The sequence below is a fragment of the Blastococcus sp. SYSU D00813 genome (assembly GCF_054050735.1).
In genome coordinates, this window is the sequence record NZ_JBJGZX010000006.1 from 160,274 (window position 1) to 182,036 (window position 21,763).

The following is a 21,763-nucleotide window of genomic DNA, read 5'->3' on the forward strand; positions in this document are numbered from 1 at the left end:
CGCTCAGGCGGTGCGGCGGAGCTCCAAGGCGTCGGCGGGGACGGAGTCCATGTCCGGCCCGCTCAGGCGGGTGCGCTTGAGCTCCCAGAAGTCCGGCAGGTTGGCCAGCAGGACCGCGCCGTCGAACGCCTTGCCGGCGTCCTCCCCGGTGGGCACCTTGCTGATGACCGGGCCGAAGAAGGCGACGCCGTCGATGTGCATGACCGGCGTGCCGACGTCGTCCCCGACCGGGTCCATGCCGGCGTGGTGGCTCTTCTCCAGCGCCTCGTCGTACTCGGTGGAGCCGGCGGCCTCGGCCAGCGACGCCGGCAGGCCGACCCGCTCCAGCGCCGGGACGACCAGCTCGTCGAGCTCCACGCCCTCGTGGTGCCGGAGGGTGCCCATGGCGGTGTAGAGGTCGCCGAGGACCTCGTCGCCGTGCTGCTGGGCGGCGGCGATCGCGACCCGCACCGGGCCGATCGCCTTGGTCATCATCTCCCGGTACTCCTCCGGGAGGTCGCGGCCGCGGTTGAGCACGGCGAGCGACATGACGTGCCAGTGCAGGTCGATGTCGCGCACCTTCGCCGCCTCCAGGACCCAGCGGCTGGTCAGCCAGGCCCACGGACACAGGGGGTCGAACCAGAAGTCGACGCGGGCCTTGACGGGTGCGCTCTGGACTGCCTCGGTCATGCGTGGTGCTCCTCGGGTGGTCGAGGCCGGCACGCGGCGCACCGGCCCACTGCAGGCAGCCAAGTCGCCCGTGCGACCGCTTGTTCCCGCGGCCGGCGGGGGTTCCACCGCCCGGGGACGGACGGCGGCGTGTCGTCCCCGCGTGGGAAGCTGCCCGGCGTGGCTGTACCCAACCTGACCCGCGACGACGCCGCCGCGCGCGCCCGCCTGCTGGCCGTGCGCGGCTACGACCTCCACCTCGACCTGACCGACGGCGCCGGGCACCCCGGCACGACGACGTTCCGGTCCACGACCACGGTGGAGTTCGACTGCCGCGAGCCCGGCGCGGGCACGTTCATCGACCTCGTCGCCGACGCGGTGCACTCGGCCACCCTCAACGGCCGGCCCCTCGACGTGGGCACCTACACCGAGGAGGGCGGGCTGCCGCTGCCCGGCCTGGCCGAGCACAACACGCTCGAGGTGGTCGCCGACTGCCGGTACTCCAACTCCGGCGAGGGCCTGCACCGCTTCGAGGACCCGGAGGACGGGCAGGTCTACCTCTACACCCAGTTCGAGCCGGCCGACGCCAAGCGGGTGTTCGCCTGCTTCGACCAGCCCGACCTCAAGGGCACCTACACCGTGCACGTCGTCGCGCCGTTCGACTGGCAGGTCGTCTCCAACACCGGCGGCCGCACCATCGAGGCCGGCCCCGGCGGCTCCCAGCTGGTGCACTTCGAGCCGACCAAGCGGCTGTCGACCTACCTGGTCGCGCTCATCGCCGGCCCCTACGCCCGGGTCACCGACGAGCACGACGGCATCCCGCTGGGCCTGTACTGCCGCGCGACCCTGGCCGAGCACCTCGACCCCGAGGAGCTGTTCCGGGTCACCAAGCAGGGCTTCGACTTCTACCACCGGGTCTTCGACTACCCGTACCCGTTCGACAAGTACGACCAGCTGTTCGTGCCGGAGTTCAACGCCGGGGCGATGGAGAACGCCGGCGCGGTCACCTTCCTCGAGGACTACGTCTTCCGGTCCAAGACCAGCCGCGCGCGCTACGAGCGCCGCGCCGAGACCGTGCTGCACGAGCTGGCGCACATGTGGTTCGGCGACCTGGTGACCATGCGCTGGTGGGACGACCTGTGGCTCAACGAGTCCTTCGCCACCTACATCAGCACGCTGTGCCAGGCCGAGGCGACCGAGTACACGACCGCGTGGACGACGTTCGCCAACACCGAGAAGGCCTGGGCCTACGCGCAGGACCAGCTGCCCTCCACCCACCCGATCGCCGCCGACATGGTCGACGTCGCCGCGGTCGAGGTGAACTTCGACGGCATCACCTACGCCAAGGGCGCCTCGGTGCTCAAGCAGCTGGTGGCCTACGTCGGCCGCGACGAGTTCCTCGCCGGCATCCGCCGCTACTTCCGGGCGCACGAGTACGGCAACACCACCCTGGCCGACCTGCTCGACCCGCTGTCGGAGGCCACCGGGCGCGACCTGTCCGAGTGGTCGCAGCAGTGGCTGCAGACCAGCCAGGTCAACACGCTGCGGCCGGTGTTCGAGCTGACCGACGACGGCCGCTACGCCTCGTTCGCGATCGAGCAGACCGCGGTGCCCGAGCACCCGCACCTGCGCCGGCACCGGCTCGCCGTCGGCCTGTACGACAACGGCCCCGACGGGCTGACCCGCACCACGCGGGTGGAGCTGGACGTCGACGGCGAGCGCACCGAGGTGCCGGACCTGGCCGGGCACCCGGCCGCCGCCCTCGTCCTGGTCAACGACGACGACCTGACCTACGCCAAGCTGCGGCTGGACGAGCGGTCGCTGGCCACCCTGCGCACCGCGATCGGCACCCTGCCCGACTCGCTGGCCCGGGCGCTGTGCTGGTCGGCCGCCTGGGACATGACCCGCGACGCCGAGCTGCCCGCCCGCGAGTGGGTGCAGCTCGTGCTGGCCGGCATCGACGCCGAGACCGAGATCAGCGTCGTCCAGTCGCTGCTGGCCCGCGTCCAGTCGGCGCTGAGCTCCTACGCCGACCCGCGCTGGGCCGAGGTCGGGTGGCGCGCGCTGGCCGACAAGGCGCTGGCCGCGCTCGAGGCCGCCGCCCCGGGCAGCGACGAGCAGCTGCAGTGGTCGCGGACGCTGGCCTCCGCCGCCCGGACCGAGGAGCACGCCGCCGTGCTGCGCGGCCTGCTCGACGGCAGCCGGGTGGTCGAGGGGCTGGCCGTCGACGCCGACGCGCGCTGGGCGTTCCTCAACGGGCTGGTCGCCATCGGCGCGGCCGGGGACACCGGGATCGACGCCATGATCGACGCCGAGGCCGAGCGGGACGCCACCGCCACCGGCGTGCGGCGCGCGGCGACGGCCCGTGCGCTGCGGCCCACGGCGGAGGCCAAGGAGGAGACCTGGCGCCGGGCCTTCACCGACGCCAGCATCCCGAACGCCGTGCACGAGGCGATGCTCGCCGGGTTCTGGCACCCGGCCCAGCGGGCGCTGACCGCCGGGTACGTGGAGCGCTACTTCGCCGACATCCGGCCGCTGTGGGAGAACCGCCCCGGCGAGATCGCCAAGAACGCGGTGCAGTACCTGTTCCCGCCGGTGGTCGAGCTGCGCACGGTGCAGGCCGCCGACGCGTGGCTGGCCGAGCCCGAGCACCCGGCCTCGCTCCGACGGCTGGTCGCCGAGGGCCGCGACGGGATCGCCCGCTCGCTGCGGGCCCGGGAGCGGGACGCCGCCGAGAACGGCTGACGCCCGGCCCCGTCCAGCGTGAGCGGCCCAGGACCCCGGCGGGGTCCTGGGCCGCTCACGCTCCTCGGGCCCGCGTCACGATCGGGCCTCGATGCTGTCCCCCGGCGCGGTCCCCGGCCTAGCGTCCGGTCATGCGGCCCTCCGGGAGCACGGCGGTCACGGCACTCGTCCTGGCGCTGCTCGCGGCGCTGCTCGCCGGCTGCACCGGCGGGGACGGATCCGGCGCCTCGGACGGCGGCGGCAGCGCGGGGGCCGTGCCCGAGCCCGGGGCCGGCGAGGACTCCGGCGGCGGCGGTGCGTCGGCCGACACCGGCACGGACGCCGAGCGGCAGGTGGTGTCCACCGCCACCGCCACGGTCGTCGTCGACGACCCGGCCGAGGGCGCCGACCGGGTCGACGACCTCGTGGCGGCCGCCGGCGGCCGGGTCGAGGAACGCACGGAGCGGGCGGCGTCCGGGGACGACGGGGAGGGCGCCGTCGCCGACCTCGTGGTCCGGGTGCCGACGGACGAGCTGGACGGCGTCCTCGACGACCTGGACGACGTCGGGGACGTGGAGAGCGTGTCGGTGACGCGCTCGGACGTGACCGCCTCCGTCGTCGACCTGGACGCACGGATCGCGGCGCTGCAGACGTCGGTGGAGCGGCTGCTGACCCTGCTGGACGGAGCGGCGGACACCCAGGCGCTGCTGTCGGTCGAGACGACGCTGGCCGACCGGCAGGGGCAGCTGGAGTCGCTGCAGTCGCAGCGGGCGTTCCTGGCCGACCAGGTGGACCTGTCGACCCTCACCGTGCACCTGACGCCGGAGAGCGCGCCCCCGGCCGGCGGCCCCGACGGCTTCGTCGACGGGCTGGGTGCCGGGTGGCGCGGGCTGCTCACGGCCCTGGGCGCGGCCGTCGTGGTCGTCGGCGTCCTCCTGCCGTGGCTGCTGGTGGCGGCTCCGGTGGCCGGGATCGCGCTGGCGCTGGTCCGGCTGACCCGGCGGCGTCCCGCCGTGGCGACCGCGGGCCCCTCGGAGGAACCGGGCGCCTGAACGGGCCGCCGGGCCCGTCCACGCGAGAGGCCCAGGACCCGTCGGGGTCCTGGGCCTTCCGCGGTCGGCCCTCCTGCGGGGGCCCACCGCGAGCGTGCGAGCGGTGGGGGCAGGAGGGGCCTTCGTCAGTGCGTCTGCAGACCCCGCGGGTGACCGGCCTGGTCGGACAGCTGGCGCAGCCCGTTGACGATGCCGCCCACCAGGTCGCCGGCGGCGAAGGAGTTCGTCATCGACAGGACGGCGAGGGCGCAGGCGCGGTCGGGCAGCCGGCGCGCGGCCGCGTGGCCGGTGACGACCTCGACGACCCGCTGCCCCGGCGAGACCGCCAGCAGCACCGACTCGGCCGGGTCGCCGCCGGAGGTGGCGTGCAGCTCCTCGGCCCGCGAGCGGGTGCGCTGGCCGAGGTCACCGATGTAGAGGGTGAAGCGCAGGCCGGTCTCGCGCGAGGACATCGTGAGCGCCTCGTCCAGCCGGGAGAGCTCCTGCAGGCTGAACGGCCCGCTGCCCGGGCCCTCGGCCTCGTCGGTGCGCGCCGGGTCGGTGACGTGGGTGGCCGTGTCGTGCGACGTGGCCTCGATCGAGCGGGTCATCGCCGGCCTCCGGGGACGTTCTGGGGTGCGGTGGTCATGGGGCTGGGCTCACCAGGTCCCGCGGGCGCCGCCGAGCGGGCCGCTGGGCACCGGGACGGGACGGGTGGACGCCGCGCTCGCACCGTGGGCGCCGCCGCCCGCGGGGAGCTGGTGCCCGGTGCCGCCCGGCTCCTGGTACACCGACGAGCCGATGGCCTTCGGGTCGCTGTCGTGGTTGCCGGCCGCGGGCCCGTGCAGCGGGTGCGGCTCCCACCAGATCGGCTCGTGGTCCCACGACTGCCCCGGCTTGTAGCGGGCCTTCTTCGTCCGCCCCGGGATCAGGGTCAGCACCGCGAAGAAGAGGACGATCGCCAGCGGGATGACCCCGTAGACGAGGATGGTCTCGACGACGCTCACGCCGACAACCTACCGGCAGGCGGCCCTCAACCCGCGGTCGTGTCCCAGCCCGGCGGGTGTCGGCGCGCCCACGGACGGGCCTGCTCCAGCTGGGCCGAGAGCGCGAGCAGGGTCGCCTCGTCGGCGGGCCGGCCCACGAGCATCGTCCCGACGGGCAGCCCGTCGGCGGTCCAGTGCAGCGGCACGCTGACGGCCGGCTGCCCGGTGACGTTGTAGACGGCGGTGTAGGCGGCGTAGCGCTTCTGCCGCTCGAAGTCCGCCGCGCCCTCGCCGTCCTCGGTGAACCAGCCCAGCGGACGCGGCGTCATCGAGCAGACCGGGGCCAGCAGGACGTCGAAGCGGTCGGTCGCCTGGACCCAGCGGCGGGCGAACAGCCGCAGCGCGACGAGCGCCTGCATCGCGTCCTGCGCGGACAGCGCCAGCCCGCGCTCGCGCAGCTCCCGGGTGAGCGGGCGCAACCCGCGGGCCTGCGCGGGCGTCACCGGCAGCGTGGTCGCCGACAGCACCCAGGCCCGCTCGAAGGCGGCGACGACGTCGGCGGTCAGCGGCGGCCCGGGCAGGTCCTCGACCTCGTGCCCGAGGTCGGCCAGCAGGGCCGAGGCGTCCTCGAAGGCGGCGACGACGTCGGCGTCCGGCTCGGCGCCGGCCATGCCCGAGTGCAGGTAGCGGCCCACCCGCAGCCGGCCCACCGGCCGGTCGGCTGCGCCGAGGAAGGTCTCCCCCGGCGGCAGCGGCGGCGCCCAGGCGGCGTCCCCGGTCACCGGGCCGGCCATGGCGTCGAGCAGCGCCGCGGCGTCGCGGACGCTGCGGGTGATCGGGCCGTTGGTGCCCAGGCCGGTGACGTCGGCGCCGAGCGGGGCGTTGCTGATCCGGCCGCGGCTGGGCTTGAGCCCGAACAGGCCGTTGATCCCGGCCGGGATGCGGATGGAGCCGCCGCCGTCGCTGCCCTGCGCGACGGGCACGAGCCCCGCAGCGACGGCCACCGCCGCCCCGCCGCTCGAGCCGCCGGCCAGCCGGGTGGTGTCCCACGGGCAGCGGGCGGGCCCGGCCACCTCGTTGTCGGTGTAGCAGGGGAACCCGAACTCGGGGGTGTTGGTCTTGCCGAGGCTGATGGTGCCCGCGGCCGCCAGCCTGGTGACGACGGCGTCGTCCACGTCGGGCACGAAGTCGGCGAAGACGGCCGAGCCGAACGTCGTCCGGACGCCGGCGGTGTTGTTGAGGTCCTTGACCGCCGTCGGGACGCCGAGCAGCGGCGGCAGGTCGGTGGAGGTGCGACCGCGGCGCAGTCGCTCCTCGGCGGCGCTGGCGGCGTCGAGCGCGGCGACGGGGGTCACGGTGACGAAGGCGCCCAGGCCGGCGTCGAGCGCGTCGATGCGGGCGAGGGAGTGCTCCACGAGCTCGGTCGGGCTGACCTCCCCGGCGCGGACGGCGGCGGCCTGCTCGAGCGCGGTGAGGTCGTGCAGCTGGGTCACGCCGCCCGACGCTAGGGGCCGGGGGCCTTTCGCGCGCGGAGTGCTCCCTCGGTAGACAGGGACCCGTGGACCTGTCCCGCGCCGCCGCCGAGGCCCTCGACGCCGCCGACCCGCTCGCCGCCTTCCGCGACCGGTTCGTCGTGGCCGACGACGACCTGCTCTACCTGGACGGCAACTCCCTGGGCCGGCTGCCGCGGGAGACCCCCGCGGCGCTGGCCCGGGTGGCCGAGGAGCAGTGGGGCTCCGGCCTGGTGGGCTCGTGGTCGTCGTGGATCGGACGGGCCACCGAGATCGGCGACCTGCTGGCGAGCGGTGTGCTGGGTGCGCGGCCGGGCGAGGTGCTGGTCAGCGACTCGACGTCGGTCGACCTCTACAAGCTGGTCGTGGCCGGTGCCGACGCGCGGCCGGGCCGCGACGTCCTGGTCTGCGGCGCCGACGACTTCCCCACCGACCGCTACCTCGTGGCGGGCGTCGCGCAGGCCCGGGGCATGGAGGTGCGGGAGGTGCCGGCCGACATCGACGAGGGGCTCGACCTCGACGTGCTGGCCGCCGCGCTGGACGAGCGGGTCGCGGTCGTCGTCCTCTCGGCGGTCGCGTACCGCTCGGGCGCGCTGCCGGACCTGGCCGCCGTGACGCGGCTGGTGCACGACGCCGGCGCGTTGGTGCTCTGGGACCTCTCGCACGCGGCCGGCGCGGTGCCGGTCGAGCTGGAGGCGATCGGCGCGGACCTGGCCGTGGGCTGCACCTACAAGTACCTCAACGGCGGCCCCGGGGCGCCGGCCTTCCTCTACGTCCGCCACGAGCTGCAGGAGCGGGTGCGCCAGCCGATCTGGGGGTGGTTCGGCCAGCGGGACCAGTTCGCGATGGGCCCGGTCTACGACCCGGCGCCGGGCATCGAGCGGTTCGGCGTGGGGACGCCGCCGGTGCTGGCGATGGCGGCGGTCGAGGTCGGCGTGCGGCTGGTCGCCGAGGCCGGGATCGGGCGGCTGGTCGCCAAGGGGCGGGCGATGACCGACCTGCTGGTCGCGCTGTCCGACGCGTGGCTGGCGCCGCACGGCGTCGTCCTCGCCTCGCCGCGGGACGCCGCCCGCCGCGGGTCGCACGTCAGCCTCGCCCACCCGCAGGCCTGGCAGCTGACCCAGGCGCTGGTCGACCGCGGCGTCGTCCCGGACTTCCGGACGCCGGACCGCGTGCGCCTGGGCCCGGCGCCGCTGTACACCCGGTTCACCGACGTCTGGGACGCCATGGACCGCTTCCGCGAGGTGCTGGCGACCGGCGCGCACGAGGCCTACCCGACCGAGCGCTCCCGCGTCACCTGACGGCCCCCTCGCAGGGGCCCGCCGCGAGCATGCGAGCGCTGGGGGCGATGGGGTCCTTCATCAGTCGGGGTCGGGGGCGCCGATCGGGTTGCCGGACGGCCAGTCCCCCGCGGCGACGACGGCGCGGCGCACCGGCGCCAGCAACTCGGCCAGCCGGTCGCAGCCGGGATCGCCCAGCGCCTGCCACGGCCCCAGCGCGAGCCGGTCGGTGTCGGTCTCGACCGCGGTCACCATGGCCAGGCCCTCGGCGGTGAGCTCGCCGTCGCCGGTCAGCCACCCCCGGTCGGCCAGCCCGGCCGCGGCGTCGTCCCACTCCGCCTCGGTCCAGCCACGGGCGCGCAGCAGCCAGTCCCGCTCGGTGCGCCCGGCGGCGACGGCGAGCACGTTGGCGGCCAGGCCGGAGATCCCCCGCTGCAGGAGGGCGGCGGCGTGGCCGTCGCCGCGGTGCTCCCGCAGCGTGGTGAGCGCCTGCCACAGCGCCAGGTGCGGCCGCTCCGGGACGGGCAGGCCGGTGTTGGCGGCGGCCAGCGGCCGGCCGGGGACGTCGACGGCGGCCGCCGCGGTCCCGGCCAGCGCGGCGGCCTCCGCGGCCTCGGCCGAGTCCGGCCACTCCTCGCCCAGCACCCGCCGGACCGCGGCGTCGACCCCGGCCAGCCGGGCGGTCAGCGCGTCGGCCGGCGTCACGGCGTCCCACACCGCCGGCACCCACCGCCGGACGAACGCCGGGGCGAAGCCGTAGAAGGTCGCCGTCACGACCTCCGGCCCGACGGGGCCGAGCGGCGCCGCGCGCATCGCGAAGTAGCCCGACCAGAAGCCGCGCACCCCCGCGGCCTCGGTCGCCTCCCGCGCCTCGGCGGCGAAGTACGTGAGCCCGTGGAACGGCTCGCCCAGCGCCCACAGCCGCCGCGCGGTCCCCGGCGAGGTCACGCCCGGCCCCCTCGCAGGGGCCCGCCGCGAGCCTGCGAGCGGTGGGGGGCGAGGGGGTCCTTCCCGGGGTCCTTCTTCACGCGGAGACGCTCTCGGGGATGCCGAGCCACTCGCGCCAGCGCGGGTCCACCGTGCGGTGGCCGAGCAGCCGCCAGGCCGCGCCGCTGGGCGTGCGCGGCGGGTTCGGCAGCTTCCAGCCCAGCTCGGCCAGCGACCGGTCGGCCTTGGTGTGGTTGCACCGGCGGCAGGCGGCGACCACGTTGTCCCAGGTGTGGGTGCCGCCGCGGCTGCGCGGCACGACGTGGTCGATGCTGGTCGCCGAGCCGCCGCAGTACACGCAGGTCTGCCCGTCGCGGGTGAACACCGCCCGCCGCGACAGCGGCACCTGCGCCGGGTACGGCACCCGCACGTAGCGGGTCAGCCGGACGACCACCGGCACCGGCAGCGTGAGCGACTCGGCGTGCACCACGTCGGCCGACGAGTCGACCGACACGGCCTTCTCCGCCAGCACGAGCACGATGGCCCGCCGGCTGGAGACCACGCACAACGGTTCGTAGGTGGCGTTGAGCAACAAGGTGGCCGCGGTGGTCCCACGGCCGGGCACGGGTGTCAGCGATGGGTGGGCCGGGTCGCGGCGCGGGCCCGGCTGGCTCGCGGTCGACGACCCGTGAACGGCACGCGGCACGGGGCACCTCCAGCGCCGCGGGACGTGCCGCTGGGTGCTGCGCGACCCACGGGCAGGCCCATCATGGCCCCGGACGGCGGTTCTGCGCTCGCGGGATGCATGGGACGGTGTCGGACCGGTCACTACCGTGGGCTGGGTGCGCTACCCCGAGGCCCCGCGGCTCGACCTCGTCGAGGACCTGCACGGCACCCCCGTCGCCGACCCCTACCGCTGGCTGGAGGACGTCGAGGACCCGCGCACCCGCGCGTGGACCGACGCCCAGGACGCCCTGACCGCCGAGGCGCTGGCCGCCCTCCCGATGCGCGCCGGCTTCGCCGCCCGGCTCGAGCAGCTGGTGCACGCCGGCGCGGTCGGCGTCCCGGTGCACCGGGCCGGCCGGGCGTTCTCCACCCGCCGCGACCCCGGCCAGGAGCACGCCGTCCTCCGGGTCCGCGAGCCCGACGGCACCGTCCGGGTCCTCGTCGACCCCATGGCGGTCGACCCGGAGGGCACGACCACGCTCGACGCCTGGTCGCCGTCCTGGGAGGGCGACCGGCTGGCCTACCAGCTCTCCACCGGCGGCGACGAGGAGTCGCGGCTGTACGTGCTCGACGTCGCCACCGGCGAGCAGCTCGACGGGCCGGTCGACCGCTGCCGCTACTCCCCCGTCGCCTGGCTGCCCGGCGGCGAGGAGCTGTTCTACGTCCGCCGGCTCGCGCCGGACCAGGTGCCGGCCGGCGAGGAGCAGTTCCACCGCCGCGTCTGGCGCCACCGGGTGGGCGCCGACCCCGCCACCGACGTCCTGGTGCACGGCGAGGGTCTCGACCCCACGAACTACTACGGGGTGCGCACCAGCCGCGACGGGCGCTGGCTGACCGTGTCCGCCTCGGCCGGCACCGCCCCGCGCGACGACGTCTGGCTGGCCGACCTCGCCGCCGGCGGGGAGCTCCGGGAGCTGCAGGTCGGCGTCGACGCGCAGACCGCCGCGTGGGTCGCCCGCGACGGCCGGCTGTGGCTGCTCAGCGACCGCGACGCCCCGCGCTGGCGGCTGGCCGTCGCCGATCCCGGGGACGCCGCCACCTGGGACGCCGCCGCGTGGCAGGACGTCGTCCCCCAGGCCGAGGACGGCGTCCTCTCCGACGTCGCCCTCGTCGACGGCCCGGACGGCGGGCTGCAGGTGCTCGCCGTCCACTCGGTCGACGCCACCGACCGGCTCAGCGTCTGGGCGGCCGACGGCAGCGGGAAGCGGCACGACGTCCCCGCCCTCCCGCCGGGCAGCGTCTCCGGCGTGAGCTCCCCGCCGGAGGGTGGCAGCACCGCCTGGATCGGCTACACGGACCACGCCACCCCGCCCTCGGTGCTGCGGTGGGACGCCGCGGCGCCCGAGGAGCTGGCCGACGACGAGCGGGCGCCGGTCGCCGGCGACGTCCCCGCGATGACCGTCGTCGAGACGCACGCGACCAGCCGCGACGGCACGCCGGTGCACCTGTTCGTGCTCAGCGGCACCGGCCGCCCCGACACCCCGCGGCCGACCGTCCTCTACGGCTACGGCGGCTTCAACGTCTCGCTCACCCCGGCCTACTCGGCCCAGGCGCTGTCGTGGGTCGCGGCCGGCGGCGTCTGGGTGGTCGCCAACCTGCGCGGCGGCTCCGAGCACGGCGAGGAGTGGCACCGCGCCGGCATGCGCGAGCGCAAGCAGAACGTCTTCGACGACTTCGCCGCCGCCGGCGAGCACCTGGTCGCGCAGGGGTGGACGACGCACGGGCAGCTGGCCGTGATGGGCGGCTCCAACGGCGGCCTGCTCGTCGGCGCGACGCTGACCCAGCGGCCGGACCTCGCCGCGGCCGTCGTCTGCAGCGCGCCGCTGCTCGACATGGTCCGGTACGAGCGGTTCGGGCTGGGCCGCACCTGGAACGACGAGTACGGCAGCGCCGAGGACCCGGTCGAGCTGGGCTGGCTGCTGGGCTACTCGCCGTACCACAACGTGCGCGAGGGGACGGCCTACCCGGCGGTCCTGTTCACGACGTTCGAGAGCGACACCCGGGTCGATCCGCTGCACGCCCGCAAGCTGGCCGCCGCGCTCCAGCACGCCACGACGGCGGAGGCGCCGGTGCTGCTGCGCCGGGAGGTCTCGGTCGGCCACGGCGCCCGCGCGGTGAGCCGCACGGTGGGGCTGGCGGCCGACCAGCTGGCGTTCCTCGCCGAGCACACGGGGCTGCACACCGGACTCGCCGGATCCGCATCTCCTGGCTGACGGGCAGGCCGGCGCCTGGGAGTATGGACGGTGATGAGCGGTTCACTGTCCGTGGTGGCGGCCGCCTCCGACGGCACCTCCGAGGTCCCGGCCTGCGTCGACGACGTGGGCTCGCTGTGCGCCCGCGTCTACGACCTGTTCGGCGTGGACTGGCTGGCGGCCAACGCCGACGCGCTGATCGCCCGGCCGGCGCGGATCCTGCTCGTCGTCCTCCTCGCCGTGGTCGTGCGGGCGCTGCTGCACCGGGGCATCCGGCGGCTCACCGCCCGCACCGCCACCGGCGCGGTGCCGACGATCCTGCGGCCGTGGCGCAACCGCGCCCGCGCCGCCGACCCCGACGGCCTCGAGACCATCGCCGAGCGCCGCACCCAGCGGGCCGAGGCGATCGGGTCGGTGCTGCGCAGCTGCGCGTCGTTCGTCGTGTTCGGCGTCGCGGTCGTCCTGGTGCTCGGCGAGCTCGGCGTGAACCTGGCGTCGATCATCGCCAGCGCCGGCGTCCTCGGCGTGGCGCTGGGCTTCGGCGCGCAGAACCTGGTCAAGGACTTCATCGCCGGGATCGGGATCATCCTCGAGGACCAGTACGGCGTCGGCGACGTCGTCGACCTCGGCGAGGCCAGCGGCACGGTCGAGGCAGTGGGGCTGCGCATCACCCGCGTACGGGACGCCCACGGGGTGGTCTGGTACGTCCGCAACGGCGAGGTGCTGCGGGTGGGCAACAAGAGCCAGGGCTTCGCGCAGGTCGTCATCGACATGCCCGTCGCCCACGACACCGACCTCGACGCCTGCAAGGCGGTCATGCAGGAGGTCGCCGACGAGATGCACGCCGAGCCGGAGTGGGCCGAGGTCCTCCTGGCCGAGCCCGAGTCGCTGGGCGCCGAGCAGATCACCGCGCAGGGGGTGGTCATGCGGGTGCAGGTCCGCGCCACCAACGCCGACCAGTGGCGGGTCGCCCGGGAGCTGCGGATGCGGCTGAGCGAGCGCTTCGCCGCCGAGGGCATCCGCACGCCGAACCCGGTCCTGGGCGCCACGGCCGCCGCCGCGCCGGGAGCCGCGCCGTGAGCAGCGCCGCGCCCGAGCGGCAGGCGACGTTCGGCGAGGTCTTCGCCGTCCGCGAGTTCCGGCCGCTGTTCGGCAGCTTCCTGCTCTCCACGATCGGCGACCAGCTGGCCCGCGTCGCGCTGACCGTGCTGGTCTACCAGCGCACCGAGTCCCCGCTGCTGTCGGCGATCACCTTCGCCATCAGCTACCTGCCCTGGCTGGTCGGCGGGCCGGTGCTGGCCACGCTGGCCGACCGCTTCCCCCGCCACCGCGTGCTGATCGCCAGCGACGTCGCCCGCGGCGTGCTCGTCGCCGGGATGGCCGTCCCCGGGACGCCGCTGCCCGTGCTCCTGGTGCTGCTGCTCCTGGTGTCGCTGTTCGCGCCGCCGTTCGAGTCCGCCCGCTCGGCACTGATGGCCGACGTGCTGACCGGCGACCGGTACGCGGTGGCCACCTCGCTGACCAACATCAGCGCCCAGGTGTCGCAGGTGATCGGCTTCGCGCTGGCCGGCACGCTGGTGGCCACGTTGAGCCCCTCCTGGGTCCTGCTGCTGGACGCCGTCACCTTCGCCGTCTCCGCGCTGTGGCTGGGTGCGCGCCTGCAGCGCCGCCCGGCGCCGGTGGCGGACGGCGGCGGTTCCTCGGTGTGGCGGGACGCGGGCGACGGGCTGCGGCTGATCACCCGCAGCACCCGGCTGCTGACCATCGTCGTCCTGGTCTGGGTCGGTGTGATGTTCGCCAACGCGGCCGAGGGCATCGCCGCGCCGCTGGTCGACGAGCTCGGCGGTGGCGCCACCGCCGTCGGGCTGCTGCTGGCCGTCAACCCGCTGGGCGTGACCGTCGGCGGTCTGCTGCTCGTACGGCTGGTCCCCCCGGCCCGGCGCGACCGGCTGGTGCCCGCCCTGGTGCTGCTGTCGCTGGTCCCCGTCGGCGTCGCCGGGCTCGTGGTGATGTGGGCGCCGCCCGGCGGTGCCGCCTCCGCCGCCGTCCTGGCCTGCATGTTCCTGGCCGGCCTCGGCGGGGCGTGGACGATCCCGCTCAACGTGACCTTCGTCCAGGAGGTGCCGCCGGCCTACCGCGGCCGGGCCATCGGCGTGGCGGTCAGCGGCCTCTACGGCGTCCAGGGGCTCGGCGCCCTCGGCGCGGGGCTGGCCGCCGAGGGCATGGCGCCCAGCGGCGTGGTCGCGCTCGTCGGCGGGCTCGGGGTGCTCGCCGTCCTGCCGCCGCTGCTGGCCTGGAGCCGGCTGGAGGCCGCCGTCCGGGCCGGCGACGTGGCGACGCCCGCGGTTCCTGCGGGACGATGAGGCGGTGACGGAGCCCAGCCGGACCCTGCCCTCGGCGCGGGCCTTCTACGACGAGGTGGGCGGCGCCCCGACGTTCGACCGGCTGGTGGCCCGGTTCTACGCCGGCGTCCGCACCGACCCCGTCCTCGCCCCGCTCTACCCCCAGGACGACTGGGAGGGCGCGGAGACGCGCCTGCGGATGTTCCTGGAGCAGTACTGGGGCGGCCCGACCACCTACTCGCAGCAGCGCGGGCACCCGCGGCTGCGGATGCGGCACGCCCCCTTCGCGATCGGCCCGGCCGAGCGCGAGGCCTGGCTGCGGAACATGCGCGACGCCGTCGACTCGCTGGAGCTCACCCCCGAGCAGGACGCGACGCTGTGGGGCTACCTGGAGATGGCCGCCCACAGCATGCAGAACCGGGTAAGGACCCCGCCGCCCCCCACCGCTCGCTAGCTCGCGGCGGGCCCCTGCGGCGGGGCCATCGACTTCCAGGAACTCCCGAGGAGAAGCATGACCTCGCCCACGCGCGCCTTCCGCACGACCGGACCGGACTGGTGGCGCGACGCCGTGTTCTACCAGGTCTACATCCGCAGCTTCGCCGACGGCAACGGCGACGGCGTCGGCGACCTCGCCGGCATCCGCGCCCGCCTCCCGCACCTGGTGGAGCTCGGCGTCGACGCCATCTGGATCACGCCGTTCTACCCCTCGCCGATGCACGACCACGGCTACGACGTGGCCGACCCGCGCGACGTCGAGCCCGTCTTCGGCGACCTGGCGGAGTTCGACGCGCTGCTCGCCGAGGCGCACGGCGCCGGCATCCGGGTGACGGTCGACCTGGTGCCCAACCACACCTCGCACGCGCACGAGTGGTTCGAGGCCGCGCTGGCCGCCGGCCCCGGTTCACCGGAACGGGCGCGCTACCTGTTCCGCGACGGCCGGGGCCCCGACGGCGCCGAGCCGCCGAACAACTGGCCGTCGGTCTTCGGCGGGCCGGCGTGGTCGCGGGTCCCCGACGGGCAGTGGTATCTGCACCTGTTCGCCCCCGAGCAGCCCGACCTGGACTTCACCAACCCCGAGGTGCTCGCCGACCTCGAGGAGACGATGCGGTTCTGGCTCGACCGCGGCGTCGACGGCTTCCGCATCGACGTCGCCCACGGCATGGCCAAGCCCGACGGTCTGCCGGACATGGTGCCGATGGAGGACACCGGCCTGCTGGCCGACCACGGCCCCGGCGACCACCGGTTCGACCAGGACGGCGTGCACGAGGTGCACCGCCGCGTCCGCCGGGTGCTCGACGCCTACCCGGGCTCGATGGCGGTGGGCGAGGTGTGGGTCTCAGACGACGACCGGCTCGCCCAGTACCTGCGCCCCGACGAGCTGCAGCTGGCGTTCAACTTCAAGCTGCTGACCGCCGACTGGGACGCCGAGGCGCTGCGGACGGCGGTCGTGCACTCGCTGGCCACCGTCGAGGGCACCCCGGCCCCGGCCTGCTGGGTGCTGTCCAACCACGACCGGCCGCGGCACGTCAGCCGTTACGGCGACGGCACGATCGGCACCCGCCGGGCCCGGGCGGCCGCGCTGCTGCAGCTCGGCCTGCCCGGCGCGGCCTACCTCTACAACGGCGACGAGCTCGGCATGCCCGACGTCGACCTCCCCGACGATGCGCTGCAGGACCCGATCTGGGAGCGCTCGGGCCACACCGAGCGCGGCCGCGACGCCTGCCGCGTCCCCGTGCCGTGGTCGGGCACCGAGCCCTCCTACGGCTTCTCCGCGCGCCGCGAGACGTGGCTGCCGATGCCCGAGGGCTGGGGCCCGCTCACCGCGGAGGCCCAGGCCGCCGACGACCGTTCGATGCTGTGGCTGTACCGACGTGCGCTCGCCCTGCGGGCGACCTCGCCGGCGCTGCGCGGGGAGGGCCTCGAGTGGCTGCCGGCGCCCGAGGGCTGCCTGGCCTTCCGCCGTCCGGGCGGGCTCGTCTGCTGGGTCAACCTCTCCGGCGGCCCCGTGCCGCTGCCCGAAGGACAGGTCCTGCTGGCCAGCGAGGACGTCGCCGACGGCGTCCTCCCCGCCGACGCGGCGGTCTGGCTCACGGCCTGATGGAGGACCTCCCTGCCCCCACCGCCCGCGGGCTCGCGGCGGGCCCCTGCAGGGAGGCCACCGGCGGGTCGTCCGCGACCCGCCGGTCGAGGGGCGCGGATCGGCCGCGCGGATAGAATCCGAGGCGTAACGACGCGTCACGGGGGACGCTCAGTCAACGGTCGACCGGCCCCTGGCCGGGACCTGTCCCGGGGAGGCCGCCTCCACATGGCGCTGCTGCAGGTCGAGGGCCTGACCAGGTCCTTCGGGGCACGCCGCGTCCTGCGGGACGTCTCCTTCGGCATCGCCGAGGGCGAGATCGTCGGGCTCGTCGGCGCCAACGGCGCGGGCAAGTCCACCCTCGGCGACATCATCGCCGGGATCACCGCCCCGGATGCCGGGCTGATGACCCTGCAGGGCCACGCCTACGCCCCGCTGTCTGCCGAGGACGCACGCCACCTCGGCGTCGGGGTGGTCGAGCAGCTCATCCGGATCGACCCCGAGCTGACCGTCGCCCAGGCCGTGTTCCGCGGCACCCCGCGCGCGGGGCGACCGCAGGCGCAGCTGCGCCGCCAGGCCCAGGTGCTGCTGTCCGAGGTGACCCTGGACATCAGCCCCGACACGCTCGTCGGCGAGCTGCCGCACTTCGTCTACGGCCTGGTCGAGATCGCCCGCATGCTCGCCGAGGACACCAAGCTCGTCGTCCTCGACGAGGTCTCGGCCGCCCTGCTCCCCGACGAGGTGACCGGGCTGCACGCCGTCGCCGACCGGCTGCGCCGGCAGGGCCGGGGCGTGCTCTACATCAGCCACCGGCTGCCCGAGATGCTCGAGGTGGTCGACCGCGTGCTCGTGCTGCGCGAGGGCCGGATCGCCCTCGACGCCCCGAGCGGCACCCTGGACCCGGTGCGGCTGGCGGCCGCCACCATCGAGGGGACGACGCCGGTCCCCGCCCCCCGGACCGAGCCGCGGCCGCAGGCGGTCCCCCGGGACGACGCCGGCGCAGGGGCAGCGGCGGGCCCGGCGCCGGCCGAGGGCGAGGTCGTGCTGCAGGTCCGCAACCTGCGGGTGCCCGGCCACGTCGAGGGCGTCGACCTGGAACTGCGCCGCGGCGAGATCATCGGGCTCACCGGGCACCGCTCCTCCGGCGTCCGGGAGATCGCCGGCGCCCTGTCCGGGGAGCTGCCGGCGATCAGCGACGAGGTGGTGCTGCACGGCGAACCCCGGGCGACCGCGCCGGAGGAGACGGCGCCGATCCTGCGCCTGCCCGCCTACAGCCCGGACGAGGACGCCTACGGCGTGGACCCGGGCGAGACCATCGCCCGGACGCTCACCGACGAGCCCTGGGGCGCCCTCACCGACCTGCGGACCGAGATCGCCCAGCTGCGCGGGGTCATCCGGACGGTGCACAGCCTCGACGTGAAGACGCTGAGCATCCGCACGGTGTTCGGCGCGCTGTCCGGCGGTGACCAGCACAAGCTCGCGCTGGCCCGCTGGATGGCCTCGGCCGAGGACGTCGTCGTCGTCCACGAGCCCACCCGCGGGCTGGACGTCCGGGCCCGGCAGCAGGTGCGCCAGCTGCTCACCGAGGCCACCGCGCACGGGACCTCGGTCGTCGTCGTGTCGGTCGACCCCGACGAGCTGGCCGAGTGCTGCGACCGCGTGGGCGTGGTCTCCGGCGGGCGGGTCACCCGCTGGATCGACACCCACGGGCTGGCGACCGCCGCCGTCCGCGAGCACATCCTCGAGGCGGCCACCGCCGCGTGAGCGGCCAGGACGGCACCGCCGCGTGAGCGGCCGGGACGGCGCCGCCGCCTGAGCGCGGGGCCGTGCCGCGGGCAGCGCCCGCCCGGCCCCCGTCCGGACGGACGCCTCCCGGCGTCTGCTGGGTGCCGCCCGCCCCCCGGCCGGGCGGCACCGGCGCCTCGCGGCCCGCCGTCAGACGGCGACGGTGGCCGCGATCGCGCGCAGCTTGTGCCGGGCCAGCGCCAGGTTCGCCGTCACGCGGTTGAGCACGAGGTAGATGAACAGGCCGGCGTTGCCCTGGCCCTTCAGCACGTTGATCAGGTGGTACTGGCCGGCGAGCGTGATGAGGATGTCCTCGACCTCGTCCTTGAGCTCGAGGTCGTTGATGGTGCGCAGCTTGGCGCGGACCACGTTCGAGTTGCCGGCGGCCGCGACGTTGAGGTCGAAGCCGGGCGTGCCGCCGGCCGCGAGGGCCATGCCGCTGTCGATGTCCACGATCGCGGCGCCGCTGGCGCCCTCGATCCCGAGGAGTTCGGCGATCACGTTGTCGAGCTGTGCCACGGGTGGTGCTCCGTTCCATTCCAGAGGGGGACGCAGCGGTGAGCTGCGCACCGGGCCGGGGGGCGACCCGGGTCGGCCGGACGAGCCGGCCGTCTGCGGCTGCACGTCGGACCCGGACGGCGACGGTGCCGCGCCGGCGTGCGGCGCACCGGCCGGAGCGCGGTGCGCGGGGACCTCGCCGGCGGCGGCGGGGGGCTCGGGGACCCGTGGTGGCGGGACCGCAGCGGCGGGCTGCTGCGCCCGCCGCTCCGGTGTCGCGTCCTGCGCCGCGGGGCGTTGCCGCCCCCACAGCGACGCCCACCACCCTGGTGCCATGTGCCCTGGTTCCGCCTTCGCCGAGAGGCTCGCCGACCCCAGACAACACGAGCCCCGGCGGACACGGCAAACCGAGATCGGTATCCGCTGGTGAGCCGACCGTCACCGACGGCGATGGGTCGGGGCGGCGCCCCCGCGGGGCCCCGGAGGCCCTCCGGTACCTTCCCGCGGGGGCCCGCAGCCGCTGCTCGCCGTCGTCCGGGCCCGCCGCCGCAGCACCCGAGGAGCCGCACGTGAAGAGCCGGGACCTGGCCTACATCGCCCTGTTCGCCGCGATCATCGCGGCGCTGGGCCTGATCCCGCCGGTGCCGGTGCCGGGGATCCCGGTGCCCATCACGGCGCAGACGCTGGGCGTCATGCTCGCCGGCTCGGTGCTCGGCGCCCGGCGCGGCGCGCTGGCCGTGCTCACCTTCCTCGCGGTGGTCGCCATGGGCGTCCCGCTGCTGTCCGGCGGCCGCGGTGGCCTCGCCGTCTTCGCCGGCCCGTCGGCCGGCTACCTCTACGGCTGGACGCTCGCGGCGTTCGTCATCGGGGTGCTGACCCAGCTGACCTATCGCCGGTTCAACCTGGCCTGGGCGATGGTCGCCAACCTGGTCGGCGGCGTGGTCGTGATCTACGCGCTCGGGATCCCCTTCACGTCGCTGTACGGGGACGTGTCGCTGTCGGCGGCGGCCACCGGGGCCCTGTCGTTCGTCCCCGGCGACGTCGTCAAGGCCGGCATCGCCTCGGTCGTCGCCGTCGGCGTGCACAAGGCCTACCCGGTCATCGAGCTGCCCCGCCGGCGGCCGGCGGCGGGCTGACCGTGCGCTGGGGACGGCGGGCGGCCGACGTCGCCGCCGCCGCCGACCTCCCCAGGACGGCGATCGAGCTGCGCGACGTCGCCCACGACTACGGCGAGCGCGCCGTCCTCCGCGACGTCACGCTGACCCTCGCCGAGCACCGGGTCGGGGTGGTCGGGGCCAACGGCTCGGGCAAGAGCACCTTCGCCCGGCTGCTCAACGGCCTGGTCGTCCCCACGGCCGGCACGGTCCTGGTCGACGGGCTGGACACCCGGACCCATCTGCGGGAGGTCCGCCGCCGGGTCGGCTTCGTGTTCCAGGACCCGGACGCGCAGATCGTGCACCCCACCGTCGCCGAGGACGCCGAGTTCGGGCTCACCAACCTCGGCGTCCCCCCGGAGGAGCGGGCGCGGCGGGTCGCCGAGGTGCTGGAGCGGTACGGCCTGGCCGGGCACCGCGACCACCCCGCGCACCTGCTCAGCGGCGGGCAGAAGCAGCTGCTGGCGATCGCCGGGGTGCTCGTGATGGAGCCGCAACGGGTGGTGTTCGACGAGCCGACCACGCTGCTGGACCTGGCCAACACCCGCCGGGTCGCCCGGGTGGTCGAGGCGCTGGAGCAGGACGTCGTCGTGGTCACCCACCACCTCGACCTGCTCGCCGGGTTCGACCGGGTGCTGGTCTTCGAGGACGGGCGGGTGGCCGCCGACGGCGCCCCGGCCGAGACGGTCCGCTGGTACGTGGACCGGATGACGTGACGCTGTCCCTGTACGTGCCGGTCGCCAGCCCGGTGCACCGGGCGCCGGCCGGGCTGAAGCTCGGGCTGCTGGCCGCGCTCGCGGTCGCGCTGTTCCTGGTGGACGGCCTGGCGGTGGTCGGCGGGACGCTCGCCGCGGTGCTGCTCCTCGGGCTGGCCGCCGCCCGGCTGCCGTGGCGGTCGCTGCTCGCGCAGGTCCGCCCGGTGTGGCCGTGGCTGGTGCTGCTGTTCGGCTTCCACCTGGTGGTCACCGACTGGCGCACGGGCACCGTCGTCGTCCTGCGGCTGCTGGCGCTCGTCGCGGCCGCCGCGATGGTGACGGCGACGACGCGCGTCACCGAGCTGGTCGCCGTGGTCGAGTGGCTGGCGCGGCCGCTGGCGGTGTGCGGCGTCCGGCCGGCGCGGATCGGACTGGTGATCGCGATGACGCTGCGGTTCGTGCCCCTGGTCGCCGAGCGGGCGCAGCGGATCCGCGATGCCCAGGCAGCGCGGGGTGCCGAGCGCTTCCGGTTCCAGGCGCTGGTGCCGCTGCTCGTGCAGGTGCTCCGGCTGGCCGCCACGCTCGGCGAGGCCCTGGACGCCCGGGGTGCCGACTCCCCCGCCCCGCCGGCCCGGGGGCGTCGGGCAGCATCGGCGCGATGAGCGGCACGCTGCTGGAGATCTGGACGACGACGGAGGCGGCCGCGCCGATGCGCCGCCTGCCGGCCGGCCGCCTCGTGGCGGGGGCGGGGCTGGAGGGCGACCGCTACGCGCTCGGCGGTGGCACCTGGGCCCGCTACCCGGACCTGGAGAAGCAGCTGACGCTCGTCGACGCCGACGAGGTCGCCGCGGTGGCCGCCGAGACCGGCGTCCCGCTCGCCCCGGGCGACACCCGCCGCAACCTGGTCACCCGCGGCATCGCCCTGCCGGAGCTGGTCGGCCGGTGGTTCGCCGTCGGGGACGCGCTGCTGTTCGGCGTGAAGCGCTGCCCGCCGTGCACGCACCTCGAGCGGCTGACCGGCGCGCGGCTGGTCAAGGCGATGGCGTACCGGGGCGGGGTCAACGCGGCCGTGTTCGCCGGAGCGCCGATCGCCGAGGGCGCCGTCGTCCGCCCGGTGTCGGAGGACGAGGCCGCCGGCTGCGGGGCACCCACCGGCGCAGACCGGCCGGTGCCGCGCCGGGTCTGAC

General features: G+C 75.9%; 20 protein-coding genes. 13 read left to right on the plus strand and 7 right to left on the minus strand.

The genetic code is table 11. From position 1 onward, the window contains the following. Window positions 1-3: 3 nt before the first annotated feature. A complete protein-coding gene (locus tag ACI8AX_RS06555; RefSeq protein ID WP_456548980.1) occupies window positions 4-669 on the minus strand; it encodes a mycothiol-dependent nitroreductase Rv2466c family protein in 666 nt (221 codons plus the stop codon). Window positions 670-828: 159 nt separating this feature from the next. On the opposite strand from ACI8AX_RS06555, the gene pepN reads away from it, so the two are divergent. Both pepN and ACI8AX_RS06565 read left to right on the plus strand, forming a co-directional pair. Continuing rightward, a complete protein-coding gene (pepN, locus tag ACI8AX_RS06560; protein ID WP_456548981.1) occupies window positions 829-3,393 on the plus strand; it encodes an aminopeptidase N in 2,565 nt (854 codons plus the stop codon). 131 nt (window positions 3,394-3,524) lie between these two features. After that, window positions 3,525-4,424 (plus strand): DUF4349 domain-containing protein, encoded by a 900-nt coding sequence (locus ACI8AX_RS06565; protein ID WP_456548982.1) that lies wholly within the window; start codon window positions 3,525-3,527, stop codon window positions 4,422-4,424. A 125-nt stretch (window positions 4,425-4,549) separates the two neighbouring features. Here ACI8AX_RS06565 and ACI8AX_RS06570 read toward each other — a convergent pair whose 3' ends face one another. Genes ACI8AX_RS06570 through ACI8AX_RS06580 form a run of 3 tightly spaced genes read right to left on the minus strand, consistent with a single transcriptional unit; the run spans window position 4,550 to window position 6,882 of the window. Beyond that, window positions 4,550-5,014 (minus strand): DUF5130 family protein, encoded by a 465-nt coding sequence (locus ACI8AX_RS06570; RefSeq protein ID WP_456548983.1) that lies wholly within the window; start codon window positions 5,012-5,014, stop codon window positions 4,550-4,552. Between the two features lie 48 nt (window positions 5,015-5,062). Further along, window positions 5,063-5,410: an aa3-type cytochrome oxidase subunit CtaJ gene (gene ctaJ / locus ACI8AX_RS06575; protein WP_456548984.1), complete on the minus strand. Its 348-nt coding sequence runs from the start codon at window positions 5,408-5,410 to the stop codon at window positions 5,063-5,065. 26 nt (window positions 5,411-5,436) lie between these two features. After that, on the minus strand, window positions 5,437-6,882 hold the full coding sequence (locus tag ACI8AX_RS06580) for an amidase (protein WP_456548985.1): 1,446 nt from the start codon (window positions 6,880-6,882) through the stop codon (window positions 5,437-5,439). A gap of 65 nt (window positions 6,883-6,947) precedes the next feature. Here ACI8AX_RS06580 and kynU point away from each other — a divergent pair, with 65 nt between their 5' ends. Continuing rightward, entirely contained in the window at window positions 6,948-8,201 is a 1,254-nt protein-coding gene (gene kynU, locus ACI8AX_RS06585; protein ID WP_456548986.1) for a kynureninase, read from the plus strand. Window positions 8,202-8,261: 60 nt separating this feature from the next. Here the strand turns inward: kynU and ACI8AX_RS06590 are convergent, their stop codons facing one another. After that, window positions 8,262-9,128 (minus strand): SCO6745 family protein, encoded by an 867-nt coding sequence (locus ACI8AX_RS06590; RefSeq protein WP_456548987.1) that lies wholly within the window; start codon window positions 9,126-9,128, stop codon window positions 8,262-8,264. 76 nt (window positions 9,129-9,204) lie between these two features. After that, window positions 9,205-9,732 carry an HNH endonuclease gene (locus ACI8AX_RS06595; protein WP_456548988.1) on the minus strand — a complete coding sequence of 176 codons (528 nt, stop codon included), beginning with the start codon at window positions 9,730-9,732 and terminating at the stop codon, window positions 9,205-9,207. Window positions 9,733-9,949: 217 nt separating this feature from the next. On the opposite strand from ACI8AX_RS06595, the gene ACI8AX_RS06600 reads away from it, so the two are divergent. From ACI8AX_RS06600 to ACI8AX_RS06625, 6 genes are all read left to right on the plus strand, one after another. Further along, a complete protein-coding gene (locus ACI8AX_RS06600) occupies window positions 9,950-12,046 on the plus strand; it encodes a prolyl oligopeptidase family serine peptidase (protein WP_456548989.1) in 2,097 nt (698 codons plus the stop codon). 33 nt (window positions 12,047-12,079) lie between these two features. Beyond that, window positions 12,080-13,105, plus strand: coding sequence for a mechanosensitive ion channel family protein (locus ACI8AX_RS06605; protein WP_456548990.1), 1,026 nt, complete (start codon window positions 12,080-12,082; stop codon window positions 13,103-13,105). After that, window positions 13,102-14,388: an MFS transporter gene (locus ACI8AX_RS06610; protein ID WP_456548991.1), complete on the plus strand. Its 1,287-nt coding sequence runs from the start codon at window positions 13,102-13,104 to the stop codon at window positions 14,386-14,388. The genes ACI8AX_RS06605 and ACI8AX_RS06610 overlap by 4 nt, the downstream gene beginning before the upstream one ends. Window positions 14,389-14,392: 4 nt before the next feature. Next, window positions 14,393-14,821: a globin gene (locus ACI8AX_RS06615; protein WP_456548992.1), complete on the plus strand. Its 429-nt coding sequence runs from the start codon at window positions 14,393-14,395 to the stop codon at window positions 14,819-14,821. Window positions 14,822-14,878: 57 nt separating this feature from the next. Beyond that, a complete protein-coding gene (locus ACI8AX_RS06620; RefSeq protein ID WP_456548993.1) occupies window positions 14,879-16,465 on the plus strand; it encodes a glycoside hydrolase family 13 protein in 1,587 nt (528 codons plus the stop codon). A gap of 207 nt (window positions 16,466-16,672) precedes the next feature. Beyond that, on the plus strand, window positions 16,673-18,208 hold the full coding sequence (locus ACI8AX_RS06625; RefSeq protein ID WP_456548994.1) for an ATP-binding cassette domain-containing protein: 1,536 nt from the start codon (window positions 16,673-16,675) through the stop codon (window positions 18,206-18,208). A gap of 171 nt (window positions 18,209-18,379) precedes the next feature. On the opposite strand, the gene ACI8AX_RS06630 is transcribed toward ACI8AX_RS06625, so the two are convergent. Beyond that, on the minus strand, window positions 18,380-18,748 hold the full coding sequence (locus ACI8AX_RS06630) for a hypothetical protein (protein WP_456548995.1): 369 nt from the start codon (window positions 18,746-18,748) through the stop codon (window positions 18,380-18,382). Window positions 18,749-19,296: 548 nt separating this feature from the next. Here ACI8AX_RS06630 and ACI8AX_RS06635 point away from each other — a divergent pair. The 4 genes from ACI8AX_RS06635 to ACI8AX_RS06650 are packed head-to-tail and all read left to right on the plus strand — an operon-like array spanning window position 19,297 to window position 21,762. Next, window positions 19,297-19,863 carry a biotin transporter BioY gene (locus ACI8AX_RS06635; RefSeq protein ID WP_456548996.1) on the plus strand — a complete coding sequence of 189 codons (567 nt, stop codon included), beginning with the start codon at window positions 19,297-19,299 and terminating at the stop codon, window positions 19,861-19,863. A 2-nt stretch (window positions 19,864-19,865) separates the two neighbouring features. Next, window positions 19,866-20,597: an energy-coupling factor ABC transporter ATP-binding protein gene (locus ACI8AX_RS06640; protein ID WP_456548997.1), complete on the plus strand. Its 732-nt coding sequence runs from the start codon at window positions 19,866-19,868 to the stop codon at window positions 20,595-20,597. Continuing rightward, window positions 20,594-21,238, plus strand: a complete 645-nt coding sequence (locus ACI8AX_RS06645) for a CbiQ family ECF transporter T component (RefSeq protein ID WP_456548998.1) — start codon at window positions 20,594-20,596, stop codon at window positions 21,236-21,238. The genes ACI8AX_RS06640 and ACI8AX_RS06645 overlap by 4 nt, the downstream gene beginning before the upstream one ends. Continuing rightward, window positions 21,235-21,762, plus strand: a complete 528-nt coding sequence (locus ACI8AX_RS06650) for an MOSC domain-containing protein (RefSeq protein WP_456548999.1) — start codon at window positions 21,235-21,237, stop codon at window positions 21,760-21,762. The genes ACI8AX_RS06645 and ACI8AX_RS06650 overlap by 4 nt, the downstream gene beginning before the upstream one ends. The last annotated feature ends 1 nt before the right edge of the window (window position 21,763 follow it).

What these genes read in the sequence shown, in the direction of transcription:
- ACI8AX_RS06555 (WP_456548980.1), bottom strand. Translation starts at nt 669, where the DNA reads ATGACCGAGGCAGTCCAGAGCGCACCCGTCAAGGCCCGCGTCGACTTC.
- ACI8AX_RS06570 (WP_456548983.1), bottom strand. Translation starts at nt 5,014, where the DNA reads ATGACCCGCTCGATCGAGGCCACGTCGCACGACACGGCCACCCACGTC.
- ACI8AX_RS06650 (WP_456548999.1), top strand. Translation starts at nt 21,235, where the DNA reads ATGAGCGGCACGCTGCTGGAGATCTGGACGACGACGGAGGCGGCCGCG.
- ACI8AX_RS06625 (WP_456548994.1), top strand. Translation starts at nt 16,673, where the DNA reads ATGGCGCTGCTGCAGGTCGAGGGCCTGACCAGGTCCTTCGGGGCACGC.
- ACI8AX_RS06620 (WP_456548993.1), top strand. Translation starts at nt 14,879, where the DNA reads ATGACCTCGCCCACGCGCGCCTTCCGCACGACCGGACCGGACTGGTGG.
- ACI8AX_RS06605 (WP_456548990.1), top strand. Translation starts at nt 12,080, where the DNA reads ATGAGCGGTTCACTGTCCGTGGTGGCGGCCGCCTCCGACGGCACCTCC.
- ACI8AX_RS06565 (WP_456548982.1), top strand. Translation starts at nt 3,525, where the DNA reads ATGCGGCCCTCCGGGAGCACGGCGGTCACGGCACTCGTCCTGGCGCTG.